Raw genomic sequence first — 17,780 nt, 5'->3', positions numbered from 1 at the left:
TGCTATGAAATGGAAGAAATACCTCATCTGGGGCGCCGGTCTCTGCGCCGTGTACGCGGTCTACGTCTCCGTCTCGCTCTTTTTCCTCCCGCCGGTCACCGCGCTCAAGGACAAGAAGACCAACCTGACCATCCAGGTCAAGGACTGGCAGGGGAACTACCACCCGTTGGTGGTCGGCCCCAAGAACCGCTACTGGGCCCCCCTGTCGCAGATCCCTTCCGAGATGAAGTGGGCGGTGATCCTGGCCGAGGACGCCTCCTTCTACAAGCACGAGGGGATCGACGTCAAGGCGATCAAAGAGGCGATCAAGTACGACCTTGAGAAGCAGAGCTTCGCCCGCGGCGCCTCCACCATCACCCAGCAGGTGGCCAAGAACCTGTTCCTCTCCCGTGAAAAGACCCTGACCCGCAAGGCCAAGGAGCTCTACCTGGCCAAGCGGATGGAGCAGGAGCTCACCAAGGGGCGCATCATCGAACTCTACCTGAACGTGATCGAACTGGGCCCCATGGTGCACGGCATCGGCCACGGTGCGCGCTACTACTTCGGCAAGTCACCGGCCGCGCTCACCCCGCGCGAGTGCGCCTTCCTGGCCGCCATGCTCCCGGGGCCGCGCGTCGCCTACAACCCGTACAAGAACCTGGACAAGGTGCTCAAGCGCTCCAACATGATCCTCAAGCTCCTGGCCAACAAGGGGGTGCTCTCCTCCGGCGAGTACCAGGCGGCCCTGGCCGAGATGCCCAACGTCGGGCGGATGCAGAGGAAGGTCGACGAGAGCATCAAGCAGGTCGAGGTCATGGCCAACCGCACCAGCGCGACCGTCCCGCAGGGGCTTGTCTCCGAACCGGACAAGGGGCAGGGCGAGCCCGCCGGCGCCCCGGCCGAGCAGCATCCGGCGGCAACGGAACCTGCACCGGAGAAGCCGCAGGACGGTGCCGCCCCGGCGAAGGAAGGGGCGCCCCAGGAGAAGCAGTAGGACCGTGCCGCCGGACCGGTCAACCCGGCTCCAGAAGCCCAGGCAACCGCCCACTACAAGGCTCCGCCCCAACCCACACCAATCTACTTCCGCCCCCGGCCCTCTCCCCCCGGGAGAGGGCCGGGGGGAGGGTGCAGCGATCAGCCACGGCAGCATTTCTGGCAACAACCCTCACCCCTACCCCTCTCCCAGGGGGCGAGGGGACAGGCCTGCCTGCCTCTCACAGCTCTCACAGCTCCCACAGCTCCCACAGCTCCCATAGCTCCCATAGCTCCCATAGCTCCCATAGCTCCCCCCACGCGGACTTTTCCGCCACCTCGCTTAGACTTATCTTAGAATTCTCCCCCTCAAGTTCCCATTAAATTTGCCGAAAACTAACAAGAAGACGATTCAGCGTCCCCAGCTATTGGAGAACTGTGATGGAAACAGCTATATCAGGCCGCGTCATCTTGGTAGATGACGACCCATATGTCTTGGAAAGCGTTGCCCTGCTCCTTTCTGTGAGCGGCTTCGAGGTGCACCCTTGCTCAAACGGCATGGATGCGCTGGAACTGCTGCGCCAATCCCCTCCCGATGTCGTGCTCACCGACGTGAACATGCCGCAGATGTCGGGGATCGAGCTCCTGGAACAGATCCACGAACTCGACAAAGACATCCCGGTGATCCTGATGACGGCGTACGCGGAGCTGGAGATGGCGGTATCGGCCATCAAGAAGGGCGCCTTCGACTTCATCATCAAGCCTTTCAAGACTCCCTACCTGATCTACGCGGTGGAAAAAGGGATCAACTACCAGAGGCTGTTGCTGGTGGAGAAAAACTATAAGGCGGAGCTGGAGCGCCAGGTGCTGGACCGGACCCGGGAACTGGGCGAGGCGCTGGTGCAGATGCGCAGCATGAGCCGCGAGACCATCGAGAGGCTGACTGCCGCGGCCGAACTGAGGGACGAGGATACCGGCAAGCACATCGCCCGCATCGGGCTCTACGCCAAGCGGCTGGCCGAACAGCTGGCGATGCCGCGCGAGTTCGTGGACGGCATCGCCATGGCCTCGCCCATGCACGACGTCGGCAAGATCGGCATCCCGGATGCCATCCTCCTGAAGGCCGGTCCGCTCACCACGGAGGAGTTCGGCATCATGAAGAGCCACACCACCATCGGGGGTAAGATCCTCGCCGGCTCCAACCACCTGGTGCTGCAGATGGCTGCCTCCATCGCCAACACACACCACGAGCGCTGGGACGGCGGCGGCTACCCGCGAGGCCTCGTGGGGGACGCGATCCCCATGGAGGGGCGCATCGTCATGCTGGTGGACCAGTACGATGCCCTCAGGAGCAAGCGGGTCTACAAGCCCGCCCTGGATCACGAGAGGACCGTGGAGATCATCACCAAGGGGGATGGCAGGACCATGCCCCATCATTTCGACCCCCAGGTCCTGGAGGCATTCGAGGCGACGGCCGCCGATTTCGCGGCCATCTACGCCACCCACAACGACTAAAAACCGAGAAACGATGGCTAGGTTCAGCCTGAAAATAAAACTGGCCCTGGTGGTCTTCCTCCTGATCGTGATCGTGAGCACGGGGGTCGCCGGACTGGGCCTCATGTTCTTCATCAAGGAGTTCAAGGCCAGCATGGCCAGCCGCCAGTATTCCGTGGTGACCGCCATGGCCGCGGACCTGGACGACCGCATCGCATCCGCGCAGCGGGAACTGGTCGCGGTGGCCATGAGCATCCCCCCCTCCCTGGCGACCGATCCGGAGCGCCTGCAGCACTTCCTCGACTCACGCCTCGACCTGCACCAGGTCTTCAGCGACGGCACCGGCTTCTATTCCCCCAAGGGGATCCTGCTCGCCTCGGCCCCGGGGCAAACCCTCTTCATCGGCAAGGATTTCTCCAGCCGCGAATACTTCATCCGCACCGTCGGCTCAGCGAAGCCCTTCATATCCGAGCCGCTGATCTCGGCGCGGGGAAGGCTCCTGGTGGTATTCACCGCGCCGGTACTGGGTACCGACGGCAACGTCATCGGGGTGCTCGGGGGGAGGGTGGAGCTCGCGGAGGAGAACTTCCTGAGCCGGTTGGGGCGGCTGCGGGTCGGTGATGGCGGCAACTTCTTCCTCTTCAACGAGCAACGGCGGATGATCGTGCACCCCAATCGGGATCGGCTCCCGCTTCCGCTTCCCCCCCCGGGGAAGGATGACCTCCTGGACCGGGTGATCGGCGGCTACGAGGGGAGCGGGGAGATGGTCGGTCCCTCCGGCGTCGACGGGATCTATTCCTTCAAGAGGCTGCAGACAACCAGGTGGATCCTGGCGGCGGAGCGGCCGCTCACGGAGGCGTACGAGCCTATCTACCGGGCCCGTGCCCTGGTGCTCTACAGCCTTTCGGCACTCCTTCCCGTCGCCCTGGCCTTCGTCTGGGTCTTCGTCGGGCGCCTGACCACCCCGTTGCTGGCCTTCGCCGCCAGGGTGCGCAGCATGGGGGAGGGGACCTCCTTCGAACCGATGCCGCCGCCAAGCCGGGACGAGTTCGGAGAGCTGGTGCAGGCCTTCAACACGATGATGCAGGAACTGACCAGCCAAAGGCGCCGGCTGGAGCACGAGAAGAGCTTCGCCGTGCAGCTGCTGCAGCACAGCGCGCTCCCCTGCTTCGTCATCGACGCGGAGCACCGGGTCATCATCTGGAACAAGGCGATGGAGGAGCTGACCGGGGTTGCCGCAGAGAGCCAGGTGGGGAGGGCGGAGGCATGGCGCGCCTTCTACCCGGAAAAGCGCCGGGTGCTGGCCGACGTCGTGGTGGACGGCGCCCTGCACGAGATGGCGGACCTGTACCAATGTTACGCGGATTCCGAGCTGATACCGGAAGGGTTGCGGGCCGAAAGCTGGTTCCGGCTCAAGGGGAAGCAGCGCTACCTCTGCTTCGACGCCGCCCCGATCAGGGACAGCGAGGGGAACGTGGTGGCCGCCATCGAGACCCTGCAGGACGTGACCGTCAAGGCGAAGACCGAGGAGCGGCTCACCAACATGGTGGCGGCCATCGGAGAGAGCGAGGAGCGCTTCCGGCGCCTGGTGGAGCTGTCGCTGGACGGCATCGCCATCCTGGTCGGGCGTCGCTTCGTCTTCATCAACCCCGCCGGGAGCGAGCTGCTGGGTTGCCAGTCACCGGACCAGCTCGTGGGGCGGGAGATGGTGGAGTTCATCGAGCGGGAGTCGGCGGAACTCTTTCTGGAACAGGTGCTGTACGCTGAGCAGGGGGACAGCAGCGCCCCCTGGATCGAGGAGCGGCTGTTGCGCAACGACTCGACCAGCATCGAGGTGGAGCTGGGGGTGGGGCCGTTCGTCTATCGCGGCGAGCGGGCGCTGCAGGTGATCTTCCGCGACATCACCGAGCGCAAGCTGGCCAAGGCGAGGCTGGAGACCCTGGCCCACTACGACTCGCTCACCTCGCTACCGAACCGGGTGCTCTTCTTCGACCGGCTGAGGCACGCGCTCTCCGAGGCGAAACGCTACCACCACCCGATGGCGCTCATGTACCTCGACCTGGACTGCTTCAAGGAGATCAACGACCGCTTCGGCCATGCCGCCGGGGACGCCGTGCTCCTGGAGGCCGGTCAGCGGCTCAAGGACTGCGTGCGTGCCTGCGACATGGTGGCGCGCATGGGGGGGGACGAGTTCACCATCATCCTTACCAAGATGGCGGAGCCGCAGGATGCGACGGTGGTGGCGGAGAGGATCCTCGACGCCTTTGCCCGCCCCTTCCTGGTGGAAGGGGCGGAGGCGGGTGTCGGCGTGAGCATCGGGGTCTGCATCTATCCGAGCTGCAGCGAGGACCCCGACAGCATTGTGCGCTGCGCGGACAGCGCGATGTACCGCGCCAAGCAGGAGGGGAAGAACGTGTACCGGATCAGCCAGCAGGAGCCGGGGGCGTGTTGCGGCGGGAGCGGGGCCTAAAGCCGGACGCTCTCCACGGCCGCCTCGTCCATGGCGTTGGTAGTGGCGAATTCGGTTTCCGCGCCGTCGCAGGTGACGGCGATGGTGGCCGCGGCTCCCGGCTCCGCCTTGGTGTAGCGCAAAAGGATCTGGGCGGCGCGCTCCAAAAGTTCCGGCGAGCTCTCGCCCATGAGCGCCGCCAGGGGGCTCTTGCCCTCCTTCCAGCGCAGTGCCGCCTCGCCGGGCTGGATGGCCCGCTCCAGAAGCTCGTTCTCGGCCTCGTTTCTCCCCATGACCACCTTGGTGCGGCGCCCGATCCTGAAGTGCCTGCCGAGCTTCAGCATCCGGAAGTCCCTGAGGTTCAACTGGTCCGAGTGGTCGAAGACGTCGCGGATCTTGCCGACGAAGGAAAGCTCGGTCAGGAGGCAGCCGCCGGCCGGGCAGGGGTAGTTCTTCACGTCCAGTTCCTCGGCCAGTTCGAACTGCTCCTTGCGGGAGCGTCCCGAGATGGAGAGGAGCTTCTCGCGGTCCACCCACCCTTCCTGCTCGGGGATGGTGGGCTGGAAGTGTTTCGCTGAGAGGGGGCGCAAAAGGAGCCCTTCCAGGCCGCTCTCCCGCTCGATGATGCGCAGGGTGTCGCGGCGCTGGCTCATCGGGCGCTGTCCCAGCACCTCGCCGGTGATCACGAAGTCGGCACCGGATTCCTTCATGTACTCCTTGGCCTTTTGCAGCAGGTAGATGCGGCAGTCGATGCAGGGGTTCATCCCCTTGCCATAGCCGTGCTTGGGATTCCTGATGATCTCCAGGTAGTCGGCACCCTTGTGCATCACCTTGATGGGGATCTTGAATTCCTCGGCCACCCGCACCGCCTCGGACTTGCAGCCGGCGTTCTTGCCGGTGCAGGTGCAGAAGGGGGAGGTGAAGTTGAGCGCCTCGACGGCGATCCCCTGTTCCAGGAGCACCTTGACGGCGAGGGTGGAATCGAGGCCGCCCGAGAGCAGGGCGATGGCTTTTCTTTGCATGCAAACTCCTTATTCAATTGACAATTGATAATTGGCAATTGACAATGTGTGGTCTTTTTCTGTAATGATGGCAGTGACTTGCAACGCGACTGACAGATAAGCGGGAAAGGGATCTGCGTTGAGGTTCTGCTTGGCCGAGGTAGTGCATCCGGGGTATTGGTGCCATCTGGCAGCGCGGGCCTTGTCACTGGCCCTGCCGCGTCGGCATCGTTCAATTGTCAACCGTACATGTCAATTGAGTCCGGCCATTGTCAATTGTCCACTGTCAATTGTCAATTGATTTGTCTGCTCCATTGTCATTGTCAGTTGATTTGTTTTCGGGTACATTTGCCCCTGGCACCGCCACCTGCAGCATCCTGGAGGTTATGCAATGAACGGGCTTGTCAAGGAAGGGTCCATCGGTGAGGTACTCTTCAAATCCCAGATCATCACCGAGCACGAGTTGAGGGCCGCCCTCGAGGCGCAGAAGGTCTCGGGATGCCGGGTCGGCGAGGCGCTGGTCCGGATGGGGGTCGTCACCCAGGAGGACATCGACTGGGCGCTCGCCAACCAGCTGAACATCCCCTACGTACGGCTCAAGAAGGAAAACATCGACCCCGCCGCCGTTGAGAAGGTCCCGGGCCAGCTGGCCAGGCGCCACAGCCTCTGCCCGGTGGTCCTCTCCGGCAGCGAGCTGTCGGTGGCCATGGCCGACCCGCTCGACAAGGAGGCGATCGAGGAGCTCTCCCGCGTCTCCGGTTGCCACGTCAACATCTCGGTAGGCCTCATCCGTGAAATCCGGGAGATGCACGAGACCCTGTACGGGCCGGACGTCACCCAGCCGGAGCTGGGCTTTTCCTCCGGGCACTTCAGCGCCAGCGTCCTCGGGGCGATCAACGCCGACCTTACCGGCGCCATGCTCCTGAATCACCTGCTGCTGCGCGTGGTGCAGAAGAAGCTGACCGGCATCGCCCTGCAGCCCCTGGGGGACCAGGTCCGCGTGCTGGCGCGCAGCGGCCACAAGAGCGCAGAGCTTGGCCGGATCGCCATCACCCACTACGCCCGCCTGACCGAGCGGATCCGGCGCCTCTCCAACCTTCCCTCCGAGGGAGAGGGGGCGGCCAGCGGCGTGCTGAAGTTCCTCTGGCAGGGGAAGAAGATCCCCTTCCAGGCCCTGCTGATGGCCGGCGACGGCGGCGACTACGTGACCCTCAGGCTGCACGCCGTCGCGCCCCAGCTGAGCACCATGGACGACCTGGGGCTCACGCCGCGCCAGCGCGACGACCTCGGGGCCCTCACCGCCGCCAGGGAGGGGCTCATCCTCTTTGCCGGCCGCTCCGCCGAGGAGCGCAGCCGGTTGATCGACCTCTTCATCGATTCCTGTGACCATGCCGGCCGCACCGTGCTGCTGATCGGCGACCGGCTTGGCCGCGGCAGGACCCGCTTCCCCCGCCTTTCCAGCGTCCGCTGCTGCGTGGATGACAGCGCCGCGGTGATCGGGGCGGCCCTGGAGCACGACCCGGACACCCTGGTGATCGAGGACGTGACCGACCTTCCCACCTTCATCGCGGCGAGCAAGGCGGTCATGCGCGGCAAGCTGGTGGTGGCGGGGATGTCGCAGGCGAGCAAGACTGAGGTGCTGAAGCAGCTCATCTACCTGATCCAGAAGAACTTCCTTATTCCGACCCACATCAGGGGAGTGGTATCCAGCCGTTGCGCGCTGCTTTTGTGCCCCGAGTGCAAGGAGCGCTACGTCCCGGCGCCCGAGGAGCTGGCGGCGCTCAGGCTGGGGGGCGGCGACCGCAACTACTACCGCCCCGCCGGCTGCCCGGCCTGTGACCAGACCGGCTACCGCGGCAAGAAGTACCTCCTGGACGTGATCCGGTTCGACAAGGACCTCCTGGAGGCGTTGGAGATGATCCGCAACAGCGACGAAGTGGTTCGCTACCTGAGGGACACCGGCTTCCGCGGCATCGCGGAGGAGGGGGCGGAACTCCTGGAGCGGGGCGAGATCGCCCCCGGCGAATACGTCGCTTCAATAATACTGTGACGGAGATAAGACATGGCAAGGATTGATGCGCTGTTCAAGCTGCTAAACGACGCGGGAGCATCCGATTTGCACCTTTCCGCAGGCTCCCCGCCGATCTTTCGTTTGCGCGGCGAGATGGAGCGCCAGAACTTCAAGACCCTCTCGCACGAGGAGCTGAAGGCGATCCTGTACGAGATACTGACCCCGAAGCAACGCGAGCACTTCGAGGAGAAGCACGACCTCGACTTCGCCTACTCGGTTCCGGGGCTGGCGCGTTTCCGCGGCAACTACATGATGCAGCATCGCGGCATCGCGGCGGTGTTCCGCATCATCCCGAGCAAGATCCTCTCCGCCGACGACCTCGGTCTTCCCGAGGGGGTCCGCAACATGACCAAGCTCAGGAAGGGGATGGTGCTGGTGACAGGCCCGACGGGGAGCGGCAAGTCGACCACGCTGGCCGCCATGATCGACCTGATCAACAGCACGCGGCGCGAGCACATCCTCACCCTCGAAGACCCGCTGGAGTTCATCCACGAGAACAAGATGTCGCTGTTCAACCAGCGCCAGATCGGCGAGCACTCCGAGAGCTTCGCCAGCGCCCTCAGGGCGGCGTTGAGGGAGGATCCGGACGTCATCCTGGTGGGTGAGATGCGCGACCTGGAGACCATCAGCCTCGCCATGAGCGCCGCCGAGACCGGCCACCTGGTCTTCGGCACGCTGCATACGAGCTCCGCCGCCAAGACCGTGGACCGCATCATCGACGTCTTCCCCAAGGACGCCCAGGAGCAGGTGCGCGCGATCCTCTCCGAATCGCTCAAGGGGGTGGTCTGCCAGCAGCTTCTCAAGACGGCGGACGGCAAGGGGCGCGCCGCGGCCCAGGAGATCATGGTCTGGAATCCCGCCATCGGCAACCTGATCCGCGAAGGGAAGACCTTCCAGATCCCCTCCATCATGCAGACCGGCCGGAAGGACGGCATGCAGCTCATGGACCAGCACATCCTGGACCTTTTGAAGACCAAGAAGGTGGCGCCCGAGGAGGCGTACCGCTGCTGCCAGGACAAGCGGCAGTTCGAGCAGTACCTCACCTCCCCGCCGCAGGAGCACTGAACCGAGCCGACCATTGACCACGCTCGCTACAGCGCGTAGGTACGGAGCAGATCTGAGAACATCCGAGACAGGCAGACCGGACACGGGCTTTTTGGGTTAAACCAAAAGGCATTGTCTTGCAGCCTCTCTCGGATTTCCCCGGATTTTCTCCGTGGCCAATGGTTTTTTCGGTATTGCCTTTCCCGCTAGAGCCGGAACTGGCGCACCAACTGCTGCAACTCCTCGGCGTTGCGGTTCAACAGCGCCGCCGCGGTCACCGAGTCCTGCGCCCCCTGCGAGGTTTCCTGCACCACCAGGGTGATCTGCTGCATCCTGTCGGCGATTTCCTCGTTGGTCGCGCTCTGCTCTTCGGCGGCAACGGCGATCTGCTGCACCTGCAGCGCCACCGAGCTCACCTGTTGCAGGATCTCGCGCAGGGCGCCCCCCGATCCCGAAGCCTCCGAGGTCCCCGCCTCCACCTGCCGCACCCCCTGCTCCATGGCGTCAACCGCTTCCCTGGTCTCCCGCTGGATCGCCTTGATCATCTCGCCGGTCTCGTGGGTCGCCTTGGTGGTCCGCTCGGCCAGCGCCCGCACCTCGTCCGCCACGACGGCGAAGCCCCGCCCCTGTTCACCGGCGCGCGCCGCCTCGATGGCGGCGTTGAGCGCCAGGAGGTTGGTCTGGTCCGCGATGTCCTCGATGGTGCCTATGATGGCTTCGATCTGGTCCGAGCGCTGCCCGAGGCTCTCTACGGTGCGGGCGCTCTCCTGCACCTTCGCCGCGATCTGCGCCATCACCGTCACCGTGTTCTCGACCACGGCGGCGCCGGCCTGGGCCGCCTCGGCGGCGTTATGAGCCCCCTGCGCCGCCAGTTGCGAGTTGGAGGCGATCTCGCTCGAGGTGGCCGACATCTCCTCGCCGGCGCTTGCGACCGCCCCCGTCTGCACGGCCACGCGCTCGGCCCCGCCCGCGATGCGCTCCGCGGTGCCGTGCATCTGTGCGGCCGCGGCGGCCACCTGCGCCGCGTGGTCGGCAACCTCTCCGATGATGCGGCGCAGGTTTTGCGCCATGGTCTGCACCGCTGCGGTCAGCTCGCCGGTCTCGTCGCGGGAGGTCACCGCGACCTCGCATCCGAGATCGCCGCGGGCGATGCTTTGGGCCACCAAGACCAGCTTCGCGAGCGGCACGGTGATGGAGCGTGCCGCCAGGTAACCGAGCAACCAGGCAATGAAGGCGGCTGCGCCGGAGAAGAGGAGGATGCTCACCTTCAGGCGATGGCTGGTCGAGACCGCCTGCTGCGTGGTCGCGTCCATCTCCTTTTCCATGTTGTCGGCGAACCGGATGCTCAACGCTTCGGAATCGTGCGTCGCCGTTTTGTACTCCTCAATCGCCTTGTTGGCGTCCTGCGGAGTGATGATCTCCCCGGCCGCGACGCGGCCGGCCACCTTGCGGAATCCTGTCGCGTAGGCGTCTATGTCCCGGCGCATGGCGGCGAGGCACTCCTGGTCGCGTGCGGCGCTTGGGTAGCCGGGCGCGGAGACAAGCTTCTGCGAGGAATCCACCAACCGGTTCAGTTTGCCCAGCGTATCGTTCCATTTCTTCTGGTACCCCGCCATCTTGGCGGGATCGCCCATGTTCAGGAAGAGGTCCTTCTCGTAACGCCTCATCATATTGATGTGGGCCAGGGCGAGCTGCGAGTTGTCCTGCAGGGCGCCGCGGTTGCTGGTCAGGTCGCTCACGTGGGACTGCATCCTGCTCATGCTCCAGTAGCTCGCTGCCCCGATCAGCACGATGAAGAGAAGTACTGTGTTGAATAGGATGAAAAGGCGTGTGCCTATCCTCAGGTTGGCTAGCATCAATTACCTCCGTAGGGGCTTTTCCCCGGTAACACGGTAGGTTACCGGTGTGGAATGGCTTATCGCCAGCTCGACGGGGCAACTTTACCTTTCTGATCGGGTTTTAACATTATTTGCCGTTTACATGTTTACCAGCCTGGGGATAAACCCTTGGCCACCGAGCGGTCTCCCTCAGATTCCCTCGTATTGTCTCCGTGACCAATGGTTTTAAGTTTTGCTTGCCGCAGGCACTGCAACAGTTGTATTAAGGGGCGTGCGGCCAAGCCGCCGTTGCTCGTGAAGGGGGGGAGTATGAAGTTTCCCGTTTCGGAACTGATTGAGAGGGTCCACCCGCCGCCGATCTCGGAGGTGAAGGGGTGGCTCGCGGCCGCCAACCCGAAGCTTGCACTGATCGATCTCTGCCAGGCGATACCCGACTATCCGCCGCCGCCCGAGCTGATCGATCACCTGGCACAGGTGATGCGCGACCCGCTCACCTCGCGCTACAGCATCGACGAGGGGCTCCCCGAGGTGCGCGAGGCGATCTGCCGCGGCTACCGGCGGCTCTACGACGCCTGCATCGATCCCTCCCAGATCTGCCTCACCATCGGGGCAAGTCAGGCGCTCTGGCTCGCCATGGTGACCCTGTGCCGTGCCGGTGACGAGGTCATCGTGCAGCTGCCCGCCTACTTCGACCACCCCATGGCGCTTGCCGTACTTGGGATCCGCTGCGTTTTCGCCCCCTTCGACGAGTCGACCGGCGGCCTCCCCGACACCGCCGCCATCGCAGGCCTCATCACCGACAAGACCCGGGCCATCCTCCTCGTCACCCCCAGTAACCCCACCGGAGCGGTGACCCCGCCGGAAACCATAAGGGAGCTCCATCAACTGGCACGTCGGCGCAACGTGGCGCTGGTGCTGGACGAGACCTACAACAGTTTCATCACCGGCGGCGTCCGTCCCCACGACCTGTTCCGGGATCCCTCCTGGGGGGACCATTTCGTGCAGATCGCCTCCTTCGGCAAGACCTTCGCGCTCACGGGGTATCGGGCCGGAATGCTGGCCGCCTCGGCGCGGTTCATCGAAAACGCCTTGAAGGCCCAGGACACCATGGCGGTCTGCCAGCCCCGGGTCACCCAGCATGCGGTGCGCTACGGTTTCGAGCATCTCTCCGATTGGGTGGCGCAAAACCGGGTCATGATGGAGCGGCGCCACGAGGTGTTTCGGGCCGAGATGGCGCAGCCGGGGAACCCCTTCCGGCTGGTCGCCAGCGGCCCTTTCTTCGGCTGGGTGGGGCACCCCTGCGCGGGAAAGAGCGGGCGGGAGGTGGCGAAGCGGTTGGTCGAGGAATCGGGGATGCTTCTTTTGCCCGGCGAGGTGTTCGGTCCGGGGCTGGAGGGGTATCTGAGGCTCGCGTTCGGGAACATCACCGAGGAGACCATCCCCGAGGCGGTGGAGAGGTTCAGGAAATTCCAAACCTGAAACTCAAGACATACCCGGCTCCGCCCAGCTTGGTGAGAAAGGCGGAGCCGGGGAGGGGGATCAGCTCTTGGAGACGTCCAGCAACGCCGCGATGAAGGCGGGGTCGGCGAAGAGTTTCTGCATTCCCTGGGCGAGGGCCTGCTCCAGGGCGAGCCGCGCATTGTCTCCGCCGGCGATCATGCCGTTGCGCTCCGCTCCCTCGGTCATGTACTGGCGGGAGAAGAGCAGGTTCCCTTTCTTGCCTTTAACGGTGACGCCGAGGCTGCACTCGGCGAGGGCGTCGACGGAGACGAAGCCCATCTTGAAGTCGCTGTAGAACTTGTTCAGCTCGGCGTCCACGGTGACCAGGGCCTCAGGGCCGATGGCGAAGCCGCGGGCCTTCAGCTCCTGCTCCAGAGCCTTCTTGAAGGTAACATTCACGTCCTCGGCAGTTATGATGCGCGCCATTTCCATGCCGAAACCGTTCTTCTTGCAACTGACCTTGTCCTGGATGAGCCGGTTGTCCTTTACCTTCACGTCCACCACCACCGACTGGGCGCCCGGCAGGGCGGTCACCCCGGACTGGGGCTGGTAGTTCACCGCTATGGTGTCTGTCGTAATGGCGCACCCGCTAATGCCCATCACAGCGATAGCCGTCAACCCCAGTGCTACTAACTTCTTCTTCATGCTCCCTCCTCTGTATTGAATGTAGCTGCCTGCTTAGTTGGTCACCGGGAGCATAAGCGCCGGCCGCCACCAACTGGAAATGATCACGGGCACTTACCGCGCTCATAGTAATCTCCTCCGGCCTCAAAGTGAAGAAAAAACAATTACAATTCGAAAACTCTGACGACAGCCACCTCTCTCCCCGGGACATGCCTGGGTGAGAAGCACATCCCCATCTTGAAAATAACTTCACGAAGGGGTGCAAAAAAACATTCACTTGTCGTTGAACGTATACGGGGGGCGCGGATCCACGACTGGAGCGGATTTTCCCACACCGTGCCTCCGGTCGCACTTTCAAGTCGCGACAGCCTTCGCCGTCCCGCACGACTCCTTTCCTGGCCGTAACTATTCGACAAATAACATGAAAATTATTTTTACCGATGTGGCACGGTCCCTGTAAATACATGGGCATTGGTTCAGCCAAAAACGGGACGGACCTGTGATTGAAACGGCGACATGACAATGACTGGGGGTAAAGGAGGAAACGGTTATGAGGCGATTAATGACGATGACAGCGGGATTGATACTGTCCCTTTCCTTGGCGGTAACCGCGAATGCTGCTTCGGCCGGAAAGGGAACGGCTCCCAAGACAGGGCAGGGCGTCCAGAACGCCAAGAAGGTAGCGCAGTCCAAGATGGAACGGAGCAAGAAGATGCAGGAAGTGGAGAAAAAAGGACACGCAAAGAGACAACAGGGGATGAAGAAGTAAACCAGCAAGCAATGAACCACCTTGATATGTAAAAAGGAGGAAGTTATGGACAGGCTGAGAACAACATTGGTGGCGTGCCTGGCGACGCTGGTGATCACGCTTTGGGGACTCGCTCCCCCGCCGGCACAGGCGATCGATGAAACGAAAGTACCCCATTATTTCGGACCGGCTCCCAACTGGGCGCTGAGCCCGCTGCCGACGGTCGACCCGGTTACCGGTGCGGCCTCCGGCGGCATCAAAAAATTCGTAAACCGTCTGCCCGGTCTGGGCGAGAGCAACTCCAACGACCTGGGCCAGTATCTCCCGGTGGCGGTTGCCGACACCACCACCTATCCCGGCTCGGACTACTATGAGATCGGCCTGGTGCAGTACCGCCAGAAGATGCACTCCGACCTGCCGCCGACCCTGCTGCGCGGCTACGTGCAGCTTTCCACCACCGTGGTCCCCGGCAAGCAAATTCCCCTCACCAACGCGATGGTTGATGGCAGCACGGTATCGATCGCCGGCTACACCGGCGTGACTCCCCCCAACTACCTCGGACCCGTCATCGTGGCCCAGAAGGATCGTCCGGTCAGGATCCTGTTCCGCAACCTGCTCCCCAACGGCGCGGGTGGCGACATGTTCCTCCCCGTCGACTCCACCATGATGGGCTCGGGCATGGGACCGATGTCCATGGTGACCCCGATGGACGCCGGCACGGTAACCGACGACGTGCGCAACCCGATGTGCACCGCCAACCCCAAATCCGACATGTGCTTCAAGGACAACAGGGCCACCCTGCACCTCCACGGCGGCGTGACCCCCTGGATCAGCGACGGTACGCCGCACCAGTGGACCACCCCGAAAGACGAGATGACCCCCTGGCCTGCCGGCGTGAGCGTGAAGAACGTTCCCGACATGCCCGATCCGGGCCCCGGCGCCATCACCTTCTTCTACACGAACCAGCAGAGCGCGCGTCTCATGTTCTACCACGACCACGCCTGGGGCATCACCCGCCTGAACGTGTATGCTGGCGAGGCTGCCGGTTACCTGATCGAGGACCAGACCGAGCAGGCGCTGATCAGCAAGGGGCTCATCCCCGGCCCGGACAGCACCATCCCGCTCATCGTCCAGGACCGCACCTTCGTGCCGCAGGGCGACAAGGTCGCCCGCACCGGCCAGCTCTACGACCAGGACCCGACCTGGGACGCCGACCGCTGGGGCGGCTTCGGCAACCTCTGGTACCACCACGTCTACATGCCCGCGCAAAACCCGAGCGACCCGAGCGGCATGAGCGCCTTCGGCCGCTGGATGTACGGCCCCTGGTTCTGGCCCCCGGCAAAACCGATGTACCCGCCGATCAAGAACCCGCGCTACAACATGGACCCGGCGACCGCCTTCACCACGCCGCTGCCGGTTGCCTGCAACCTGGACGACCCGGCCACCTGGCAGTACCAGACCGACCCGTTCTGCGAGCCTGAAATGATCCCGGGCACCCCGAACATCTCGGTGGGCATGGAGCAGTTCAACGACACCCCGGTGGTCAACGGCACCGTCTATCCGTACACCACGGTCGATCCCAAGGCGTACCGCCTGCGCATCCTGAACGCCGCCAACGACCGCTTCTTCAACCTGCACATGTACGTCGCCGACGCCGCCACCGCCAGCACCGCTCCCAACGCGGACGGCAACCCGATCGGCGGCACCGAGGTGGCCTTCAAGGCAGCCGAGCTGGCAGCGGCACAACTCGACCCGAACGTGTTCCCGACTCCGGACACCACCCTCTCCCCGAAAGGGCCGGACTGGATCCAGATCGGCAGCGAAGGCGGTTTCCTCCCGGCACCGGCCGTGATCCCGCCGCAGCCCATCACCTGGATCACCGACCCGACCCGCTTCGACGTGGGCAACGTGGACCAGCACTCCCTGGCACTGGCACCGGCAGAGAGGGCCGACGTGATCGTCGACTTCTCCAAGTACGCCGGCCAGACGCTGATCCTGTACAACGACGCCCCGGCCGCCTACCCGGCCCGCGTGGCGAGCTACGACTACTACACCGGCGCTCCCGACCTCTCCCCGGTCGGCGCCCCCGGCGTAATCCCGGGCTACGGCCCCAACACCAGGACCGTGATGCAGATCAGGGTCAACCCGCTCCCGGACCCGACCGTTACCCCGGCGTCCTTCGACCTCGCCTCGCTGCAGGCAGCGTTCGCGCACCAGGCCGACGGCTCCGGCGTCTTCGAATCCGGTCAGCACCCGATCATCGTCGGCCAGGCCGCCTACAACTCGGCCTACGGCACCAAGTTCCCGGCGGCCAGCTGGTGCAACGCCCCGGGGAGCACCAACCAGTCTTGCGACGGCTTCGCCCGCATCTCTGACCAGGGGGGTGACCTGTTCGGCTTCAACACGCTGCTCGCGCCGACCACGAAGTTCCAGATCCCGCTGGCGCCGAAAGCCCTGCATGACGAGATGAATGCAGTTTCCTTCGACGAGTTCGGCAGGATGACCGCAAACATCGGCGTCGAGGCGGTTCCGGCCGCCCCGGGCGCACAGAATGTAGTTCTCTACCCGTACGTCAACCCGGCAACCGAGCTGATCGACGGCACCAACCTGCCCAAGGGGGACCTGAACATCACCCCGATCTCCACCCAGGACGGCACCCAGATCTGGAAGATCACCCATAACGGCGTGGACACCCACCCGATCCACTTCCACCTCTACGACGTGCAGGTGCTCAACCGGGTGACCTGGGACAACATCATCATCCCGCCGGATGCCAACGAGCTCGGCTGGAAAGACACCGTGCGCATCAGCCCACTCGAGGACACCATAGTCGCCCTGAGGCCGATCGTCCCGACCCTGCCGTTCGAAATTCCGAACAGCATCAGGATGCTCAACCCGATGATGCCGGCCGGCTCCACCGCGATGTTCGAGCCCACCGACGTCTCCGGCAACCCGACCGACCCGATCGTCAACCAGCTGGTCAACTTCGGTTGGGAATACGTATGGCATTGCCACATCCTGAGCCACGAGGAGATGGACATGATGCGTCCGGTCTCCCTGGCCCTGCCGCCGAAACAGGCTGACGGCCTCGCCTTCACCACCGCCGGCTCCGGTAACAAGGCACGGCTCACCCTGGCCTGGAACGACAACTCGATCAGCGAGACCTCGTACGTGGTGAGGAAAACCACCAACGGCACCACCTGGACCACCGTGGGCAGCATCGCCTCCCCGCTGGACCAGGCCAACACCACCGGCGTGAAGACGCTGCAGGACCCGGCCATCTACAACCCGAGCGTGGTGACCGAGTACCAGGTGCTGGCGCTGAACACCGTCGGCTACGGCGGGCAGATGCCGAGCCTGACCGTGCAGTCGGCCTCCGCGCCACTCTTCACCGGTAGCGCACCGGTTGACCCGACCAACATGACCGCGGCCCTGGTTGCCGGTCCGAAGGTGACCATCACCTTCACCGACAACGCGACCACCGAGACCGGCTTCGTACTCGAGCGCTCGGTGAACGGCGGTGCCTTCGTGCAGATCGCGAAACTTCCGGCCCGCAGCAACACCGGCAACGTGAGCTACACCGATAACCTGACCCTCTCGGCAGCCGACACCACCTACGTCTACCGCGTCGCCGCGGTGAACGTGGCCGGGCTCTCCGGTTACGCGGTTTCCCCGACCATCCTGCTCCCGGCACAGCCGGCCGCCCCGGGGAACTTCACCGCTGCCAACGGCGCGAACAACGGCAACAGCAGGAGCGTGGTCCTTAATTGGCAGGATCTCTCCAGCAACGAAACCGGCTTCACCATCCAGAGAGCCACCGATTCGGCCTTCACCAAGAACCTGAACAGCGTCACCGTCAATGCCGGGGTGACCACCCTGACCCAGACCGGGCTTTCCCGCAACACCAAGTACTGGTACCGGATCAGGTCCAACAACGGCACCATCGTTTCCTCCGGATGGGTGAACGCTACGACGTTCCCCATCACCACCAACCCGTAGCATCAGCCGTCCTGCCTGGGGAGGAGGTGCTGGTCCTCCTCCCCGGGGATTTTTTTCCCGA

At 64.1% G+C, this 17,780-nt stretch carries 11 protein-coding genes; 8 read left to right on the top strand and 3 right to left on the bottom strand.

The window, feature by feature from the left end:
• Positions 1–4 precede the first annotated feature (4 nt).
• The 3 genes from KOM00_RS01080 (at position 5) to KOM00_RS01070 (ending at position 4,915) form a co-directional block, all read left to right on the top strand.
• Positions 5–973, top strand: a complete 969-nt coding sequence (locus tag KOM00_RS01080) for a transglycosylase domain-containing protein (RefSeq protein ID WP_216496985.1) — start codon at positions 5–7, stop codon at positions 971–973.
• A 419-nt stretch (positions 974–1,392) separates the two neighbouring features.
• The gene (locus KOM00_RS01075; protein ID WP_216496984.1) at positions 1,393–2,466 is read left to right on the top strand and encodes a response regulator; all 1,074 of its coding nucleotides are present in this window, start codon (positions 1,393–1,395) and stop codon (positions 2,464–2,466) included.
• Between the two features lie 13 nt (positions 2,467–2,479).
• Positions 2,480–4,915: a sensor domain-containing diguanylate cyclase gene (locus KOM00_RS01070; RefSeq protein ID WP_216496983.1), complete on the top strand. Its 2,436-nt coding sequence runs from the start codon at positions 2,480–2,482 to the stop codon at positions 4,913–4,915.
• Here the strand turns inward: KOM00_RS01070 and KOM00_RS01065 are convergent.
• The gene (locus tag KOM00_RS01065) at positions 4,912–5,916 is read right to left on the bottom strand and encodes a hypothetical protein (protein ID WP_216496982.1); all 1,005 of its coding nucleotides are present in this window, start codon (positions 5,914–5,916) and stop codon (positions 4,912–4,914) included. The genes KOM00_RS01070 and KOM00_RS01065 overlap by 4 nt on opposite strands.
• Positions 5,917–6,286: 370 nt before the next feature.
• On the opposite strand from KOM00_RS01065, the gene KOM00_RS01060 reads away from it, so the two are divergent.
• The gene (locus tag KOM00_RS01060; RefSeq protein ID WP_216496981.1) at positions 6,287–7,945 is read left to right on the top strand and encodes an ATPase, T2SS/T4P/T4SS family; all 1,659 of its coding nucleotides are present in this window, start codon (positions 6,287–6,289) and stop codon (positions 7,943–7,945) included.
• A gap of 12 nt (positions 7,946–7,957) precedes the next feature.
• Complete coding sequence (locus KOM00_RS01055; RefSeq protein WP_216496980.1) at positions 7,958–9,031, top strand: type IV pilus twitching motility protein PilT; 1,074 nt, start codon at positions 7,958–7,960, stop codon at positions 9,029–9,031.
• A 185-nt stretch (positions 9,032–9,216) separates the two neighbouring features.
• Here KOM00_RS01055 and KOM00_RS01050 read toward each other — a convergent pair whose 3' ends face one another.
• Positions 9,217–10,866: a methyl-accepting chemotaxis protein gene (locus KOM00_RS01050; protein WP_216496979.1), complete on the bottom strand. Its 1,650-nt coding sequence runs from the start codon at positions 10,864–10,866 to the stop codon at positions 9,217–9,219.
• A gap of 291 nt (positions 10,867–11,157) precedes the next feature.
• Here KOM00_RS01050 and KOM00_RS01045 point away from each other — a divergent pair, with 291 nt between their 5' ends.
• Positions 11,158–12,327, top strand: a complete 1,170-nt coding sequence (locus KOM00_RS01045) for an aminotransferase (RefSeq protein WP_216496978.1) — start codon at positions 11,158–11,160, stop codon at positions 12,325–12,327.
• 60 nt (positions 12,328–12,387) lie between these two features.
• On the opposite strand, the gene KOM00_RS01040 is transcribed toward KOM00_RS01045, so the two are convergent.
• Entirely contained in the window at positions 12,388–12,993 is a 606-nt protein-coding gene (locus KOM00_RS01040) for a YajG family lipoprotein (RefSeq protein ID WP_216496977.1), read from the bottom strand.
• A gap of 541 nt (positions 12,994–13,534) precedes the next feature.
• On the opposite strand from KOM00_RS01040, the gene KOM00_RS01035 reads away from it, so the two are divergent.
• Both KOM00_RS01035 and KOM00_RS01030 read left to right on the top strand, forming a co-directional pair.
• Positions 13,535–13,741, top strand: coding sequence for a hypothetical protein (locus KOM00_RS01035; RefSeq protein ID WP_216496976.1), 207 nt, complete (start codon positions 13,535–13,537; stop codon positions 13,739–13,741).
• Positions 13,742–13,786: 45 nt separating this feature from the next.
• A complete protein-coding gene (locus KOM00_RS01030) occupies positions 13,787–17,719 on the top strand; it encodes a multicopper oxidase domain-containing protein (protein ID WP_216496975.1) in 3,933 nt (1,310 codons plus the stop codon).
• Positions 17,720–17,780 lie beyond the last annotated feature (61 nt).

Source organism: Geomonas diazotrophica (assembly GCF_018919385.1).
Classification (GTDB): domain Bacteria; phylum Desulfobacterota; class Desulfuromonadia; order Geobacterales; family Geobacteraceae; genus Geomonas; species Geomonas diazotrophica.
Note: the sequence above shows the minus strand (reverse complement) of the source record. Positions and strands in the feature narration are given on the sequence as shown.

Excerpts from the sequence above, each read along its gene's own strand:
- KOM00_RS01080 (WP_216496985.1), top strand. The coding sequence starts at position 5 with ATGAAATGGAAGAAATACCTCATCTGGGGCGCCGGTCTCTGCGCCGTG.
- KOM00_RS01075 (WP_216496984.1), top strand. The coding sequence starts at position 1,393 with ATGGAAACAGCTATATCAGGCCGCGTCATCTTGGTAGATGACGACCCA.
- KOM00_RS01070 (WP_216496983.1), top strand. The coding sequence starts at position 2,480 with ATGGCTAGGTTCAGCCTGAAAATAAAACTGGCCCTGGTGGTCTTCCTC.
- KOM00_RS01065 (WP_216496982.1), bottom strand. The coding sequence starts at position 5,916 with ATGCAAAGAAAAGCCATCGCCCTGCTCTCGGGCGGCCTCGATTCCACC.
- KOM00_RS01060 (WP_216496981.1), top strand. The coding sequence starts at position 6,287 with ATGAACGGGCTTGTCAAGGAAGGGTCCATCGGTGAGGTACTCTTCAAA.
- KOM00_RS01055 (WP_216496980.1), top strand. The coding sequence starts at position 7,958 with ATGGCAAGGATTGATGCGCTGTTCAAGCTGCTAAACGACGCGGGAGCA.
- KOM00_RS01050 (WP_216496979.1), bottom strand. The coding sequence starts at position 10,866 with ATGCTAGCCAACCTGAGGATAGGCACACGCCTTTTCATCCTATTCAAC.
- KOM00_RS01045 (WP_216496978.1), top strand. The coding sequence starts at position 11,158 with ATGAAGTTTCCCGTTTCGGAACTGATTGAGAGGGTCCACCCGCCGCCG.
- KOM00_RS01040 (WP_216496977.1), bottom strand. The coding sequence starts at position 12,993 with ATGAAGAAGAAGTTAGTAGCACTGGGGTTGACGGCTATCGCTGTGATG.
- KOM00_RS01035 (WP_216496976.1), top strand. The coding sequence starts at position 13,535 with ATGACGATGACAGCGGGATTGATACTGTCCCTTTCCTTGGCGGTAACC.
- KOM00_RS01030 (WP_216496975.1), top strand. The coding sequence starts at position 13,787 with ATGGACAGGCTGAGAACAACATTGGTGGCGTGCCTGGCGACGCTGGTG.